This window comes from Clostridium bowmanii, from assembly GCF_018861315.1.
Classification (GTDB): Bacteria; Bacillota; Clostridia; order Clostridiales; family Clostridiaceae; genus Clostridium_AD; species Clostridium_AD bowmanii.
This window is the reverse complement of sequence record NZ_JAHLDL010000005.1, coordinates 124,205-138,891: the sequence shown is the minus strand read 5'-3', so window position 1 is coordinate 138,891 and position 14,687 is coordinate 124,205. Positions and strand designations below refer to the sequence as shown.

The 14,687-nt window shown below is 30.2% G+C and carries 18 protein-coding genes and 1 pseudogene; 5 read left to right on the top strand and 14 right to left on the bottom strand.

All coding sequences use genetic code 11. The features are described from left to right. Positions 1–374 precede the first annotated feature (374 nt). The 11 genes and pseudogenes from KPL51_RS23960 to KPL51_RS23365 form a co-directional block, all read right to left on the bottom strand. The gene (locus tag KPL51_RS23960; RefSeq protein WP_312888411.1) at positions 375–863 is read right to left on the bottom strand and encodes a transposase; all 489 of its coding nucleotides are present in this window, start codon (positions 861–863) and stop codon (positions 375–377) included. A gap of 17 nt (positions 864–880) precedes the next feature. Beyond that, positions 881–1,819 (bottom strand): IS4 family transposase, encoded by a 939-nt coding sequence (locus tag KPL51_RS05120; RefSeq protein WP_216158131.1) that lies wholly within the window; start codon positions 1,817–1,819, stop codon positions 881–883. Positions 1,820–2,124: 305 nt separating this feature from the next. Beyond that, positions 2,125–2,388, bottom strand: a complete 264-nt coding sequence (locus KPL51_RS05115) for a Txe/YoeB family addiction module toxin (RefSeq protein WP_216158129.1) — start codon at positions 2,386–2,388, stop codon at positions 2,125–2,127. Next, positions 2,376–2,630: a type II toxin-antitoxin system Phd/YefM family antitoxin gene (locus tag KPL51_RS05110; RefSeq protein ID WP_216158127.1), complete on the bottom strand. Its 255-nt coding sequence runs from the start codon at positions 2,628–2,630 to the stop codon at positions 2,376–2,378. Before KPL51_RS05110 ends, KPL51_RS05115 begins: the two co-directional genes overlap by 13 nt. Before the next feature lie 234 nt (positions 2,631–2,864). Next, on the bottom strand, positions 2,865–3,257 hold the full coding sequence (locus KPL51_RS05105) for a tyrosine-type recombinase/integrase (RefSeq protein WP_312888402.1): 393 nt from the start codon (positions 3,255–3,257) through the stop codon (positions 2,865–2,867). Positions 3,258–3,580: 323 nt separating this feature from the next. Continuing rightward, on the bottom strand, positions 3,581–4,576 hold the full coding sequence (locus KPL51_RS05100) for a CPBP family intramembrane glutamic endopeptidase (RefSeq protein WP_216158125.1): 996 nt from the start codon (positions 4,574–4,576) through the stop codon (positions 3,581–3,583). Positions 4,577–4,611: 35 nt separating this feature from the next. Further along, complete coding sequence (locus tag KPL51_RS24260) at positions 4,612–4,680, bottom strand: hypothetical protein (RefSeq protein ID WP_312888409.1); 69 nt, start codon at positions 4,678–4,680, stop codon at positions 4,612–4,614. Positions 4,681–4,909: 229 nt separating this feature from the next. Continuing rightward, entirely contained in the window at positions 4,910–6,730 is a 1,821-nt protein-coding gene (ltrA, locus tag KPL51_RS05090; RefSeq protein ID WP_216158123.1) for a group II intron reverse transcriptase/maturase, read from the bottom strand. A 1,305-nt stretch (positions 6,731–8,035) separates the two neighbouring features. Beyond that, on the bottom strand, positions 8,036–8,506 hold the full coding sequence (locus KPL51_RS05085) for a DUF6773 family protein (protein ID WP_216158121.1): 471 nt from the start codon (positions 8,504–8,506) through the stop codon (positions 8,036–8,038). Between the two features lie 2 nt (positions 8,507–8,508). Beyond that, positions 8,509–8,703 carry a helix-turn-helix transcriptional regulator gene (locus KPL51_RS05080; RefSeq protein ID WP_216158119.1) on the bottom strand — a complete coding sequence of 65 codons (195 nt, stop codon included), beginning with the start codon at positions 8,701–8,703 and terminating at the stop codon, positions 8,509–8,511. Positions 8,704–8,945: 242 nt separating this feature from the next. Next, positions 8,946–9,112, bottom strand: a pseudogene (locus KPL51_RS23365) (FAD-dependent oxidoreductase); the annotation flags it as partial. A gap of 351 nt (positions 9,113–9,463) precedes the next feature. Between KPL51_RS23365 and KPL51_RS05075 the strand changes: the two are divergent. Together KPL51_RS05075 and KPL51_RS05070 are read left to right on the top strand one after the other, a co-directional pair. After that, positions 9,464–9,751, top strand: coding sequence for a hypothetical protein (locus tag KPL51_RS05075; protein ID WP_216158117.1), 288 nt, complete (start codon positions 9,464–9,466; stop codon positions 9,749–9,751). Between the two features lie 159 nt (positions 9,752–9,910). After that, complete coding sequence (locus KPL51_RS05070) at positions 9,911–10,813, top strand: HAD-IA family hydrolase (protein ID WP_224853852.1); 903 nt, start codon at positions 9,911–9,913, stop codon at positions 10,811–10,813. A 556-nt stretch (positions 10,814–11,369) separates the two neighbouring features. On the opposite strand, the gene KPL51_RS05065 is transcribed toward KPL51_RS05070, so the two are convergent. Then, on the bottom strand, positions 11,370–11,657 hold the full coding sequence (locus KPL51_RS05065; RefSeq protein WP_224853856.1) for a hypothetical protein: 288 nt from the start codon (positions 11,655–11,657) through the stop codon (positions 11,370–11,372). A 341-nt stretch (positions 11,658–11,998) separates the two neighbouring features. Here KPL51_RS05065 and KPL51_RS05060 point away from each other — a divergent pair, with 341 nt between their 5' ends. From KPL51_RS05060 to KPL51_RS05050, 3 genes are all read left to right on the top strand, one after another. Next, a complete protein-coding gene (locus KPL51_RS05060; RefSeq protein ID WP_216158115.1) occupies positions 11,999–12,601 on the top strand; it encodes a recombinase family protein in 603 nt (200 codons plus the stop codon). 345 nt (positions 12,602–12,946) lie between these two features. Then, positions 12,947–13,129: a hypothetical protein gene (locus tag KPL51_RS05055; RefSeq protein ID WP_216158113.1), complete on the top strand. Its 183-nt coding sequence runs from the start codon at positions 12,947–12,949 to the stop codon at positions 13,127–13,129. A 167-nt stretch (positions 13,130–13,296) separates the two neighbouring features. Beyond that, positions 13,297–13,560 (top strand): hypothetical protein, encoded by a 264-nt coding sequence (locus KPL51_RS05050; protein WP_216158111.1) that lies wholly within the window; start codon positions 13,297–13,299, stop codon positions 13,558–13,560. A 171-nt stretch (positions 13,561–13,731) separates the two neighbouring features. Here the strand turns inward: KPL51_RS05050 and KPL51_RS05045 are convergent, their stop codons facing one another. Then, entirely contained in the window at positions 13,732–13,869 is a 138-nt protein-coding gene (locus tag KPL51_RS05045) for a hypothetical protein (protein ID WP_216158109.1), read from the bottom strand. A gap of 20 nt (positions 13,870–13,889) precedes the next feature. Continuing rightward, complete coding sequence (locus tag KPL51_RS05040) at positions 13,890–14,606, bottom strand: hypothetical protein (RefSeq protein WP_216158107.1); 717 nt, start codon at positions 14,604–14,606, stop codon at positions 13,890–13,892. Positions 14,607–14,687 lie beyond the last annotated feature (81 nt).

Sequence of the window (14,687 nt, the reverse complement as noted above, 5' to 3'; positions counted from 1 at the left end):
ACAAGCTTTTTGTGGGATAATCATGACATATAATCATAATACTTATATTTTATTGTCATAGAATTTTTAAAACAGTTATATATCAAGTGTTTTAAAGAATTTAGTAGAATACTTATTGCGTTAGATTACCAAAATATAATTTAGGAGTAGGGTTAGAGCCAACTAATCCGACAATGTTGGCGCAACCCCATAGCCATCAAGCTAAGCAATATTAAATAATATTGGGTTATAACCAAATACAATATTTTGCCATTAATTTTCCTTTTGTAAATGTGAATGGGGTATTGTAAGTGCATATTAGTATTTGACCAATTTTATGGCGCACCAAAAAAAACACGTATATAGTGGGAAATTTATGAGTTTATTAATTTGATTTATGCTGCAAATTTAACCTTTGTTGAAATCTGTTTATAACATACTCCAAGAATATCAAAAACAGTTTTCTTGTCCTTTTTATGAGATTTAAGGCCATTTTTAACTACATTTTTAAATACTGACTTTAAGTTATTGAAAGTTTTACTAGGAAACTTTATAAGATCAAAGTATAGTCTATCAATATATTCATGAACTATCTCAGAAACCTTCATTTCACTGGCTTCAAGTTCTTTATTCTTTATTGCCAAAGATCTCATTTTAAACATTACAGCAGAGCTTAAAAGTAGCAGAATAAGTTTTCCGTAAAGCTGACATTGAAACCGTTCTATTTTAACTTGCTTTACAGCATGTATATGAAATATGGATTTCCACGTTTTAAAGATTATTTCAATTTGCCAACGCAATTCATAAAACTCATATACTTGCTTTGCACTTAAAACTTCTTGCTCAATATTTGTTATATACATAGATATTCCTAATAAATCAATCGTATTACCGCTTTTTTCTATACCTTTCTTTTTAGCATTCTTTTTACTTTTTTCTGACCTTTTTTCAATTGCTCATTTGTTAGTTTATATAAAATAAGCCTGGTTTTTAGCTTTTTCCCTTGACCTATATAGACATCTTTAAGTTCGTAATGTTCTCCATCATTCATTTGTTTCATGATGTCAGAAATATAGATTCTTTTAAAAACGCTTGATTTTTTTGGAGTACCATTCTTGTAATACTCTATATCATTACTTTCTATATACACTGCTATATTAGGCTTGAGTCTCGATATATAAAATGCTTTTCTTTTTTCTATGTCCAAAAAATCTTCAAAGCTGAAATATCCAAGGTCTCTTAAAATAAGATCCCCAGCTTTGATAGTCTCTCTTATTTTGCTTCCAAAAGTATTGTCACTTCCGGAGCCAGCTTCTACTTGCATATTAAGAAGATTTCCAGATTTCAATTCATATTCTAGTTGTATTTTTACACCTGAAGCTTGAGAGCATCCACCAGATCCGGGATAAATACCTTTATAGCTTTCTGGTACTTGAAAAGCAGTAGAATCAAGTATTCTTATTCGTTTGAAATATTTATCCCATTTACTTGGTATACGCGTATTATTTGTGATTGTTTGGTGTAATAATTTTTCGAAAATCTTCTTCAAAAACTTTACACATCTTTCATTTAAACGTTGGTCTAATGCCTGATTGGACACAAATATGCCTGTTTTTTCACTAAGTTTTGTGCATAAGGTGACAAGTGTATTACTGGCTACATCTACATCCATAAAGCAGCATAAGCAAACGTATTCCCATGCGCGAGTTTTACTTTTTCTTTTCACAAAACCTGTTTCTCTCGCGACTTCTTCAATCTCTTCTTTTGAAAAACAGAGTTTAAGTTCATCTGCAAAAAGTTTTATATCTCCATCCAATTTTATTTTTTTTCCTTGTGTCATTTATAATTCCCCCATGATGTCTTTTTATTGTCTCTTTAATAATAACATTTTTACAAATGGGGGAATTTATTTTCATGGGGTTCTCTTAGCTTGATGGCTATGTTGCCTTACCCCATCATGGCCAAGTTCCCGTTAAATTCTTTTTCCTTAATGGGGTACAAGTAGTATATATATCATGAATACATTTGTATTATACAGAAAAATTTAATTTTTAGTACTTATAAAAATACACCTATATATTGGCGCCACTTCTCAAAAATAATTAAAAAATGATTCCTTCCCAATACAGAAATCATCAACACATATTATTGATAATGTGTCCACATTCTTAAAATCTTAATTATATTTTCTTTTTCATAAACATCATAAATTAATCTATGCTTTATATTAATCCTTCGAGAATAGAAGCCTTTTAAATCGCCTATAAGTTTTTCATATGGTGGTGGAGTTTGATAAGGATTTTCTTTTATTATCTTTAACAGATCTTTTGCTTTTTTATCTAAACTACAGGATTCTAATTTTTTAGCATCCTTTTGAGCTTGTTTGGTGAAAACTATTATATATCCCATCCTATATCCTCCAAAGACTTACACTCTTCAAGAGGCTCATTAGCTCCATCTAAAATACTTTCCCTCATGCCGGGTATTCCTAAAAGGTATAAAGTTTCTTGAATTGATGACCAATCTTCCAGGCTTACCATTACAACATCACCTTTCTTACTAGTTATCTGTACAGGTTCTGAATTTGCAATAGTTTGTTCTATTATATTGAATATATCTTTCCTAGCATTAGTAATCGGAACAGTTCTCATAATTAATCACCTCTTTATATATATATTCTACTGTACATTTTAACGTACGTCAAAACATTTTTTAATTAAAAAATGTTTTGTCTTATAAATAAAAATTCTCTATGCTCTTATCTTTTATATCCTCATTAATACCAATATATCTTAAAGTAACACTAGGTGAGGAATGATTGAATATTTCTTGAAGTAGCGCAACATCTTTATATTGTTTGTAGTGCCAATAGCCAAAGGTCTTTCTTAGGTGTGAGTCCCTATCTCTGCAAGTCCAATATGCTTCGCTACACTATTAAGTATTCGATATGCCTGGACTCTACCAATGGGATGATTTTCACCTTTTCTACTTTGGAATAAATAATCTTCTTCCGACATTAGTCTAATATATTTATCTATTTCTATTTTTAATAATGAATTTATGAGAAATCTTCTTATTTTATTTGTTTTTTGCTCTATTATTTTAATGTGTGTTTTATTTTTTAAATCTTTAACTTTAAGTTCTAATATATCACCGATCCTAAGACCTGTATTAATTCCTATAATAAACATTAAATAGTTTTTATATCCTGTTCTCAACAAATCTATTTTCATTTCTTCAAGCTTTTCCCTATCTCTAATTGGCTGAACTAGCTTCATGCTCTAACACTCCTTAATATTATAATTAAGACTGTTATAATACATTCAAAGTAAAAAATCAACTTATTATAATACATTCAAAACAAAATTTTTAAGGAATGAGCAATACACCCAAAGTGAATGTAACTCAATTACACTTATGTTACATTCACATTGCTAATATAAACTTAACACAAGTAACCCCATATCAAGATATGGGGTTACTTCGACATATAAGAAACATGCGAACTAACTTATTTAAAACAATATATTGAAGTAGATTATTAATATTCAATAGCTTTGCTTAAAGATATTACAAATTAAACATTTACAAATTTTTTTAATTATTCTCTAGATATCTTACCCTTATACTCTTTAGTAAATAGAAATGGTAGGAATACAATAGTGCAAAAGATTAAACTTAGTATTAAGTCCTTTAGTGAAATTGGTTTACCATAGGCACTACTGGCATCAATAAAAATACTGTTATTAATTAAATGAATAATTATAACTGACCAAAGGTTTCTAGTTTTCATATAGACAAATCCAAAGAAAATACTAATCAAAATACAATAGCCAATATGAGATATTACACAATAAATAGGGGTGGATGGACTGTATAGCATAAAACAAAGTGGTAAATGCCATATCCCCCATATAAATCCTAATATAATAACACCAAGTTTTTCACCGAATAAAACTTGAAGTTTTGGCTGTAAGTATTCCCTCCATCCCAGTTCTTCTCCAAAGAATAATATAAAGGAGGACAAAACACCAATTGGCACAATAATAATAAGTAAAGGGACTGTATGCATAGTTTTTTTTAGTATTTCAGATAAATTACTATAAGTAAGTCCACTAAATATAACTATAATTAATCTAAGTCCAATATACAATAAACCCAATAATATAACATTCTTAAAGTTCTTTCCAAAAACCATACTAATTTTTTCAAAACAATTATCTTTATTAATCTTTATCATAAAGAAAGCAAATATACTAACTATAGTTACGAGTATCACTATAACATTAGATACATGAGCTGGAAAAGCAAAAACTCCAACAATCAATATAAGGATAGATAAAATACTGTAAATAATATAGAGCTTAAAGAAGCTCATTAATCCCTTGGGAATATTATCTTTATCATAATAAATTTTTACCCCAATGGCAGCTAATGCGGGATAAAGCATCTGTACTGATGCAAATGCTTGAACACCACTGGCATCAATATGTTTGTATACAAAAAACATTAATATACCCATACTAAATGTAATTGAAAAGGTAGCTAATAAGAATGCTACTATTTCGTTTTTAATTTTATTCAAATTTGTATCCATATAATCTCATCCTCACCATAAATTATTTAAAAGTACTATATATAAAACTTTTTCAACTCATTCTTTATTTCTTTTGAAAGATTATACCATCGGATTCCCTGTATTGCGCCTTCTAACGCATATAACCTATTTATGCAAGCAGAGTATTAATACTCTTATTCTAAGCCAAGCTTGCTTATATCCAATTTCAATTAAATATTTAACCTTTTCTACACCATTCATATTTAAAAATACTGATGGTTGTCGGGTAGGTAGGGAGCCTTACGGCTCCTTTCCACCCTAAGAACCGGACTTGTATGTTTCCACACATCCGGCTCAAGCCTTCTTTTTACCTCAAACAAGTTGGTATTTAAACTTCTTAAAAGCCTTCTTAATCATTTGGTATCCTTCTTTGCTATTAGGTTCTACTTGATTATTTTTGAAGTACGTGGCGATTTTTGGTAAATCTCTTCCTCCTCCATATTTTTCAAGTAGTGTTCGGTGGTATCGCTGACAACTTTTATGTAACAATTCTAAGTTGTCATATCTTTCATCACCGCCTAATTTACGAGGTACAATTTGATTAATATTTAAAGATTCTTCTCCCACTAATGATTGTTTACATACTCTACATTTGTAGTTACTGAGTTTTGCTAACTTTCTTCTGCTCGAAACATTATCATTTATAAAATCTTTCTTATCTCTTTTTTCAAAATACTCTTTTAAACTTCCATCATCAGGACTATTCCTATATTTAACTACAGCATGCCTCACTATTGGTATCCAGCTCATTTTAAATAACTGGGTATTTCTATCATGAGGGTCTGTTAGTATCCATTTATCTTTACTAACTCCTGTATAATCTGACTTGAAATAGTTTTTGTAAATCCATTTAAATGGTTTTTGGGGGTGTAAGCTTTTCAGATGCTTTCTTGTCTTAATCCATATATAACTGTCGAGTTTTCCAAATGTTTTCTTTGCAACTTGGCTTGACCAATATTTTCCTACCCCTCTTATTATAGGGTTCAATTTTTTTATTAAATCACCAACTGGTCTTCCTCTAAATTGTATGAACACATTCTTTATTGTTTCCCTGGCTTTTTTTACACTTGTGTTTGATGGTTTTATTAATAAATGCATACCATTGTTAGTCTTATACTGTCTTAGATTGAATCCAAGAAAATCGAAGCCTTCACTAATATGTGTTACTTTAGTTTTATCATCTGCAAGTGTTAGCCCTCTTTTATTAAGGTATGGTTTAAGTTTTTGATACATATTTATAGCATCTTCCTCTGTTTTACATAAAATTACAAAGTCATCAGCATATTTTACTACTCCAACCGAGTTCCTGGCTAATGTATGATTCCCACCATCGATGTGGTATCTTACACCAATTTCTTCTTCCATACCATGCAAGGCTATATTAGCTAATAAAGGTGAGACAAGCCCCCCTTGCGTGGTTCCTGAATGTGTATAATTGAATGAATTATTATCAACATATCCTGCTTTCAACCATTTGTATATAGTTTTTATAGCAGGAAACCCCGTTAAACAATCTATAATGTATTGATGATTGAGATTATCAAAGCAACCCTTGAAATCGCCCTCAAATACCCACTGTCTTGTACTTCTTGATGATAGCTTAGTGAATAGGTTGACAATGGCATCTTGGGTTCTTCGCTTAGGTCTGAATCCATATGAGGAAGGTTCAAATTTCGCTTCCCATTGTGGCTCAAGAGCATTTTTAACTATGTTTTGATAAATCCTATCTTTTATAACTGGTATTCCTAAAGGTCGCATTTTACCATTTTTCTTAGGTATGTATACTCTCTTTACTGGCTTTGGTCTAATATGTTTAATGCTATATTTCTTGAGAAGATTATACAATTTCAATCTATCACTTGAAGTGATTGCAATTTGACCGTCAACACCAGCTGTTTTTTTACCTTTATTAATTTGTGTAACTCTTTTTATTGAAAGCAGCAAATTAGCATTAGTTCTAATCATTAGTCTTTGAAGTTTTCTTACTTTTCTTTTCTGTCCCAACTGTTCGGCACGAAAAATCCGTTGGCGAAGTTTCTTCACATATTCATATATTTTCTTCCAGTTTATTAATGACCAACTCTCTATATGTGGAGAAACAGCCGAGGTATTAAATTTATTAATAGTTTTCATAACATGTCTCTCCTTAAAAAGATTCTTCTTTACGTTTTCTTTCATGTTGATGACCACGTAGAAGTCTGCCCTCTTTCGAGTGAGTTATAAAACTCTATCCAGCGGGTTATTTTTTTTACCCTGAACTTTCATCCTACTGGCATTCGCTTTCTCCACTATCCCTTACCCCCTGGTATTGTAGCTTTCTTTCGATTGCCCTACCTCTAACGAGGAACACAAAGGGCTTATCAAGTTCCACTATTAGTAGATTCAAATGGGGAAGCATCCCTCTATACTCCGATGGATATATGGGTTACTGCATGATTGGAATGCGATACAATCTTTCCTATCCATATTAAGCTTGTTATTCCGCAGTACACTTATCGTAAATGACGAAGATTACAAAGGTTCAACTTTCGTTTATACTTTCCATTTTTCCCCTAACCCAACATTGCTTCTGCGCAAAGCAATGACCTTAGGTAATTAACTCTCATGCAACCTACAAACCAATTACTCGGAATGCAGTTTCGAGCGAGGATACGTTTAGTAACTAACGCAGTTTCTCACGAAACACTACTAATTAGCGACTTCTTGTCGCACCACATTCTATTACCACTACGCAACAAAAATTTTATTTAATTATACTATTATTACCGTAATTTGGATATAAAAAAATGAATGTAAGATTTTATATAAAAGATTACATTCGTACATAAGAATTTAAAACTTAAAATTTATAAAAATAATTAACTCTATGAATTTAAAAGTAAAATAATTGAATTTATGTAATTATAGTTCCTTAACGTACGAAATATCATTTTTGCTGAAGCTACCCCTATTACTAAAAATAATGACATTATTAATTTTGATTTATTATTATTAATCTAATCCACCACCTTTAACTAATCTTATGGCTACGAAACAACCTATTGGTAGATTATACTATTAATAATGAGATTATATATATCAATAATTTTCATTGTTTTTTTAATGAAGTTCGTGTTTTATCAGCTTAAAGAATATTAGTTCGATATTGAATAGTTATAAAATATAGTATAAAAAGCAACTTGTAAATTCAAAGTTACTACGCAAAATGTAAGTACTTATAGGCTTGATTACAATAAACTTGGGTTTGCTAGCTTTGTTGCTGTGGGAGAGACTATTGAAGGTACAACACTTGCATTTCCGTTAGGTTTATCGGCTATATATTCTATAATATTCTGCTTGTAGGTTATTTAGTATTTGAAAAACGGAATATTTAAAGGTCTTATGTTTAGATAAAAGGTGCTAATTTACACGCCAACTGCCATGTAAATTAGCACCTTTTTATTTATCTTCATATTGTTTAGCAATTTTATCCACACGTTTTTTTGAAAGTCGATTCAATCCCCAATGGCTCAAAAACCAATAAGAAAACATACACAAAAAAATAATGAATATTCTTTCTTTATTTTGCTGATATCTTGTATAATCATTTATTACTAAAAGTGTTGTAATGGTTAGACTCGAAATTAAACTGGAGAATAGGTATTTTATTATTGTAGGATTTTTTGTACCAATAACACAATAAGCATTAATGTCATTACCTATCATGATATTTTTAAAAACAACATAGGCTGAACCACCTAAAAACGCAATAAGCTCTGTCATATAACTGCTAAAAGGTGTAATTAATATAAATTGCTTATACACTATAGAAGCTAATAAAAAAATAGATACTAATTGATATGTATCGCTACCTATTTTTCGTTGTAGCTCCACAACTCTTTCATCTTCTTTAATGTTATTGTTTGTCATTTTCATTCCCCCCAAAATAAATCATTTAATGTTTTATTTAATACATTGCATATGGTAATGGTAAGATTAAGTGATGGATTATAATTTCCTGTTTCTATCATACTAATTGTCTGTCTTGTGACTCCTACCTTTTCCGCAAGTTGTTCCTGTGACAAATCGCACTCTACACGAGCGATTTTCATACGTTTATTTTTCAATCACAAAACCTCCTTATATTGCTTATTGTAATATATATCATTCTAAATGTCAATTATATATTGTTTAGAGACTTATGAGCAAGTATATAATTCCTCTTCCGACTATATAAAAACACTTTTAATGAATTACATTTACAATAAATTTATTAAATTATGTCGAATATATATACTTACATAGAATTCATAATGTAAAGGTTGAAGGGGTTCATGTGGACACCACAAATATAAGTTTGCAAGGTTCTTACAAGGGTTACCATTCTAACTGCATTTGTTGCTAGTGGTATATAGCTCTTATCCTTTGCTGAGTTATAGCTACCACACAACACGCTCCTGCTGTATATACTCCCTCAGCACTAGTTCTCATATACTCTTCTATTATTATTGCTCCGTTTGGAAGAGCATCTAATTTGGGTGTTTTTGCCTATCCCCCCGAAAAGGTAAGTTAGTATGTTAATATGAGGCTATAACAGCATCCTTTGGTACTTAAAAGTAATATGTTACATAATATAATCAAATATTAATAATAAGTAACATTCAAATTGATATTCTATATCAGAATACAAAAAATCGTTGGTAACTAAGGAAAGTGAAAGTTACACAAGTATATTGTGTAACTTTCAAAACACCTAAAATCCGTATTAATAATATCTTTTGCACCTAATATACCTTTTTGGCGGGATAGGCAAAACTACCCATTATACAAAGTAATTTGGAAGCAATATTAAATTCTTTTATAAGTATTGCAGATGGTAGCAACAATTTGATAAAAAATAAAGACATAGAGCTTGAAGAACTAAAGAATAAATATAAAAACATGTTATCAGATAAAGAAAGTAGTATTATAGAACAAAAAGAAGAATTACAAAAAGTTTACGAAGATTTACTTGTAGTACAAAAAGATAGCAAAGAGAGCAGTGATGAACTACTAAGCATTAGAATTGATCATAGCAAACAAATGGAGCTATTAGCGGGTACAGCCGACATACGAGTAAAAATGAGCCACATGATGGAATTAATATCCAATATGTGGCTATGTATTGTTTTATAGGTGTTGCACCAAGTCTATTTGTATTTGAAACATTTCATATATTCTTTTTATAACCCCAATGAAACATATTTTAATAGTGTCATTAGGGTATACTTTGTGAAATATATCGTTAATTTTCAAATAAAACACCTTTAAAGCCACATCATGGAACTATTATCCATGATGTGGCTCATTTTTACATGTATGTCGGCTGTACCCGTTCGTGATATTAAGAAAGCAGTGAGATTAATTAATAATGGTGCAAAATTTGTTGGGACAAACACTGATAGAACCTTTCCAAGTGCCGAGGGACCCTTACCAGCAGTTGGAACAATTGTAGAGGCGATTCGAGTAGCAACAGAAAAGAGACCTATAATTATAGGAAAGCCTTATCCATACATGTTTAATAAAACCATTGAAAATTTAAAAATGTCATCTAGAATAGTAATGGTTGGAGACAATCCATATACGGATGTTTTAGGAGCACATCAGGTAGGAATACCAGCTATTTTAGTATCAGATGAAAAGACAAATAAATTTCCATCAGTCAGAGATTTCCGTAATCCAGATGCCACGATTCAAAACTTAAAGAATTTATTTGATAGTAATGTAAGCATAAAAAAATGGATTTCGCCTTCTTTTTTATGGCCAAGTGACGGTGTTAAAGCAGGGGTGGCAGGCATTGTATTTGATAAGTCGGAGCAAGTTCTTTTAATGAGACGTGTAGATAATGGGATGTGGGGTATTCCCTCGGGGCACGTTGAACCTGGAGAAAGCGTAGAAGATGCAATAATCAGAGAAATTTGTGAGGAAACTGGTCTAATAGTTAAAGTTAACCGATTAATAGGAGTTTATTCTGACCCAGTTTCACAAGTTTTTCCATATCCCAACGGTGAAGTGAGTCATTTTATTACCACTTGTTTCGAATGTGAAGTTGTTGGAGGTAATTTAATTAAAAATAGTGAAGAAACATTAGATGTAGATTACTTTGATTTTAATTGTTTACCAAAAAATCTTTTGCCAATGCATCCAAGATGGCTTAAAGATGCGTTAGAAAAAGAAAAAATTTCATATATACGTTAATATGGATTCTTGGGGATTAATAATCATATACAATGAATCATAATTTATCTTTATATATTGTAATAATTCCTTACTATAATATGTAAATATAATTTAAGCAAAAGTATCGTTGTATTCTTCTATATAATTAAGTTTATGATATTAAATGTAATATTGTATACTACTTTTGCATTTAGTAAATGTGATTAAACCTAAAAGCAACAATCTTTATCCTCAGTATCTTTTACCAACTAAAACTAGCGTGTATGAAGAATTAATGAAGAGTTATCCAATATACTCCAAACTATTAAACCTTGTTACTAATTCTAACAACTATCTTTTCAAGCTATGAGATTTAATAATTTTATAGCTAATTTTTTTTCTTTAAATGGTTATTGAAGAATTAATACAAACAACATCTCCATAGAAAGTTGGAATATCTCTTTTAAAATCAAAAGACCAATAATAACATTTACAGATGAGTTAGGTGTTGAAGCATGATTATCACTGTATAAATTGGGTGTTTTTGCCCATCCCCCCGAAAAGGCTGAATAAGCAAAACATCCTGGTATGAATATTATGTAGGATTCCCGTCATAGTCACCATCTATTTCTACTTCGGCCTCATGTAGTGCTTCATCTTCTTCTGGATTATCTGGATCAATATATTTTCTACATTTAGCATAAAGCCATATATTCATTGGGCGGTTATTGACGACTTCGACTTCATCAAAATCAAGTTCAGAATTTCGCATCAAATAATCCTCTATAATCTCTTGCAAGTCCTCTTCATTGATTTCAAATTTATGCTCTACAAAACCTTCTTTGCTATAATACTTTGTTGGATATACATCACGTATTGCCATAGTCCACCTCTTCCCCTTAATCAATATTTGTATTTATTATAATATAAACATTGATGTTATAACACAAAAATAATCACAGTACTAAAATAGCACCTAATACATCCATTGCTTTTAAAACAGTAGCAATGGACTTAATTCAATTTGGTTGTTTTTGCCCATTCCATCCAAAATACGGAATAAGGACTATTTCACAAAGTACACTTTTTGAAATGGTGATATTATTATACTTTTTATATGTCAAAACTTCAACATTTTTATATATGAAACACTTCAAATAGATTGTATACTTATTGAAGTATTATTATGATTTTCATATAAAGTTTAATAAGGAGCTATATAGGATGAGAAGTTTTTTTTATGCAAGGGTAAGTAGTAAAGACCAATCTTTAGAAAGACAAGTTGCTACAGCTAAAGAACTTGGAATACAGGATGAATATATATTTATAGAAAAAGCCAGTGGTAAAGATTTTAAAAGACCTGAATATCAGTTAATGAAGCGTATTCTTCGAAGTGGTGATATTTTATACATCAAATCGCTTGATAGATTAGGAAGAAATAAGCAAATGCTTTTGGATGAGTGGAAGGAGCTTATAAAAAATAAAGAAATTGATATAATTGTTTTAGATATGCCTTTGCTTAATACAACAAAATATAAGGATATGAAAGGTATAGAAAGTTTAATTGTTGATTTGATACTGCAGCTATTAAGTTATATGGCAGAGGATGAACGTACAAGAATAAAAGAAAGACAAAAGGAAGGCATTAGCATTGCTATGAAAAAAGGAATCAAATTTGGAAGAAAGAAAATACCCATTGATGAAAACTTTAAAGATGTTTATAGGAAGTGGAAGCAAGGGAATATAACTGCTGTAAAAGCTATGGAGCTTGTTGACATGAAAAATAATACTTTTTATAGAAGAGTTAAAGAATATGAATCACTTTGATAATATTTTAAAAATTCCTTGGATAATTTGCCTATTCCACCTTTTCGGGGGGATGGGCAAAAACACCCTATAAGTATACTTTAACTAACTCGTTTTGAGCAAAAAAATAAGAGCTTTATCATTTAGTGATTAAACCCTAGATATATCAATGCTTTACACTGATGTTATATTCTTTTTCGAGTTAGAACTATTAGGTATTAGTTCTAACTCGGAATTTTTTGATAAAGCATATTTTTGGTAATAACTGTCTTAACGTATATTTTCCGCGTTTTGCGAGCACTACCCCTAATAGTAAATACAGAGAGGGAATATACTGTTGCCGACATCAATAAAAAAGAACTGGTATTGCCAAAGCCTTCAACAAGGTACATAGGCATTTTAAAAGCCCAAACAGAAAAAATACGGATAGCAACAAGCAATAAATATTTCAAGTTTGACGAAGAAGATGGGGTTAAAAGTTTTAGCAGAAGAGAATATCTTCTTGACCAACCGAAATCAAAATTATATGCAATCTGTAAAAATCATTAGCTAATGAGGATTTGGAGGCTATTAAAAGCAATGCTTTTAAAATTCAAACTTGAATATATTTACCATTGTAGGAATATAATAATGTAAATATATACAAAATGTGCTATAATTTCTATAGATTTAAGTCGGCATTGTAAAATATTATGAATTAGTGGGGGGGAAAGATTATGAAGTCAATGATATGTAAAAACCCAGTAATATCGGTAGTTGTTATAAATATAATTACTTTCATTATGGTTATGTATGCAATAAGCGAAAGGGCATATGCCTTTATATTGTTACTAACAATAGTAGGCATTGTAAATAGACGAATTATTGAGAATGGAGAAAATATTGATAAACAAAAGAAAACTACAATGCTTATCAGTTTCTTTTTAATAGTGATTATTCAATTTGCTTATCTTATGTATATGATATACTCAAATCATTAATGCGTTATAATATACAATATTCTAATTAAGCATTACAACTACTAAAAACAAATAATCCATAAAATACCGTAATATTCATAACTGAATTTACGGTATTTTATGGATTATTTGTTATTTTTCCCAATGAGACAAAGTCTAAATATAGATATATTTAACGTTAAAAGAACATATCTAGCAAGAATAACCATGATTACAGCAATTACAAAATTTAGTTAGAAGTCCTTTATACTTGCTAGCTGGTTGTTTTTGCCCAAATATAGCAAGAATTATAACAACTATAAATCCTATAGTAGATGAAATATTCCCCATATTATGTCTCCTTTATAATGTTATTGTGAAACAACTGTGTAAACCATCTCATTAGCCATGTGAATACAAACACCTCGACCAACATTATTAGTATCTATTCTATTTGCAAGTAATAGTATATAGCCACTTGTTAAGATTTCTGCTACAAGGGATACTGGACTTACTACACCTATAATTCCGCATACTGCCCCGTAAGTTCCTCCAACACCACCTATCCCATTTAAGTTACCAACTACTTTATGAACGGTATTATTACTTAAATATCTGTTATATCCCCACCAAAAATAATGTGTAACTGTAACGCCTACGTCTGCCGCCATAGTTACAGCAGATAAATCACTGTTAGTAGTAGCTTTATTTGTTATATTTATATTTAAATTATTATCAGTTACTAATTCACCAGATTTAATAAGTTTGTTTAAAACATCAAGATGTGCTGCTAACCCATTAACAGTTTTACTTTGATAACTGCTTTTAATAGCCTTACTTACATCTAATGTTAATGTTCCATTAGAATTTCTAGTTATATATTTGTCTAATCCAATTAATTCAGAAGGTGCAGTTTCAAGTGTCGTTTGAGGTACAGCTTGAGTTACAGCTGGTGGTACAATAGTGCTAGTAGTAGCCTGAATTGAATTGTTATTATTTAGTGTAGACTTGGTATTTGTAGTTGCAAAAGCAGTAGTGCTACCAAATACACTACAAACTAAACATAATGCAATTATTTTCTTATGCATATTAATAATTCACTCCCTTGTTTATAATATTTTTTTAGAAATATAAGGTAATACCTTAATTATTACTATACTACATAAATT

Excerpts from the sequence above, each read along its gene's own strand:
- KPL51_RS05105 (WP_312888402.1), bottom strand. The coding sequence starts at position 3,257 with ATGAAGCTAGTTCAGCCAATTAGAGATAGGGAAAAGCTTGAAGAAATG.
- KPL51_RS05065 (WP_224853856.1), bottom strand. The coding sequence starts at position 11,657 with ATGGCAATACGTGATGTATATCCAACAAAGTATTATAGCAAAGAAGGT.
- KPL51_RS05100 (WP_216158125.1), bottom strand. The coding sequence starts at position 4,576 with ATGGATACAAATTTGAATAAAATTAAAAACGAAATAGTAGCATTCTTA.
- KPL51_RS05070 (WP_224853852.1), top strand. The coding sequence starts at position 9,911 with ATGATGTGGCTCATTTTTACATGTATGTCGGCTGTACCCGTTCGTGAT.
- KPL51_RS05115 (WP_216158129.1), bottom strand. The coding sequence starts at position 2,388 with ATGGGATATATAATAGTTTTCACCAAACAAGCTCAAAAGGATGCTAAA.
- KPL51_RS05045 (WP_216158109.1), bottom strand. The coding sequence starts at position 13,869 with ATGGGGAATATTTCATCTACTATAGGATTTATAGTTGTTATAATTCTT.
- ltrA (WP_216158123.1), bottom strand. The coding sequence starts at position 6,730 with ATGAAAACTATTAATAAATTTAATACCTCGGCTGTTTCTCCACATATA.
- KPL51_RS05120 (WP_216158131.1), bottom strand. The coding sequence starts at position 1,819 with ATGACACAAGGAAAAAAAATAAAATTGGATGGAGATATAAAACTTTTT.
- KPL51_RS05040 (WP_216158107.1), bottom strand. The coding sequence starts at position 14,606 with ATGCATAAGAAAATAATTGCATTATGTTTAGTTTGTAGTGTATTTGGT.
- KPL51_RS05050 (WP_216158111.1), top strand. The coding sequence starts at position 13,297 with ATGAAGTCAATGATATGTAAAAACCCAGTAATATCGGTAGTTGTTATA.
- KPL51_RS05060 (WP_216158115.1), top strand. The coding sequence starts at position 11,999 with ATGAGAAGTTTTTTTTATGCAAGGGTAAGTAGTAAAGACCAATCTTTA.
- KPL51_RS05110 (WP_216158127.1), bottom strand. The coding sequence starts at position 2,630 with ATGAGAACTGTTCCGATTACTAATGCTAGGAAAGATATATTCAATATA.
- KPL51_RS05085 (WP_216158121.1), bottom strand. The coding sequence starts at position 8,506 with ATGACAAACAATAACATTAAAGAAGATGAAAGAGTTGTGGAGCTACAA.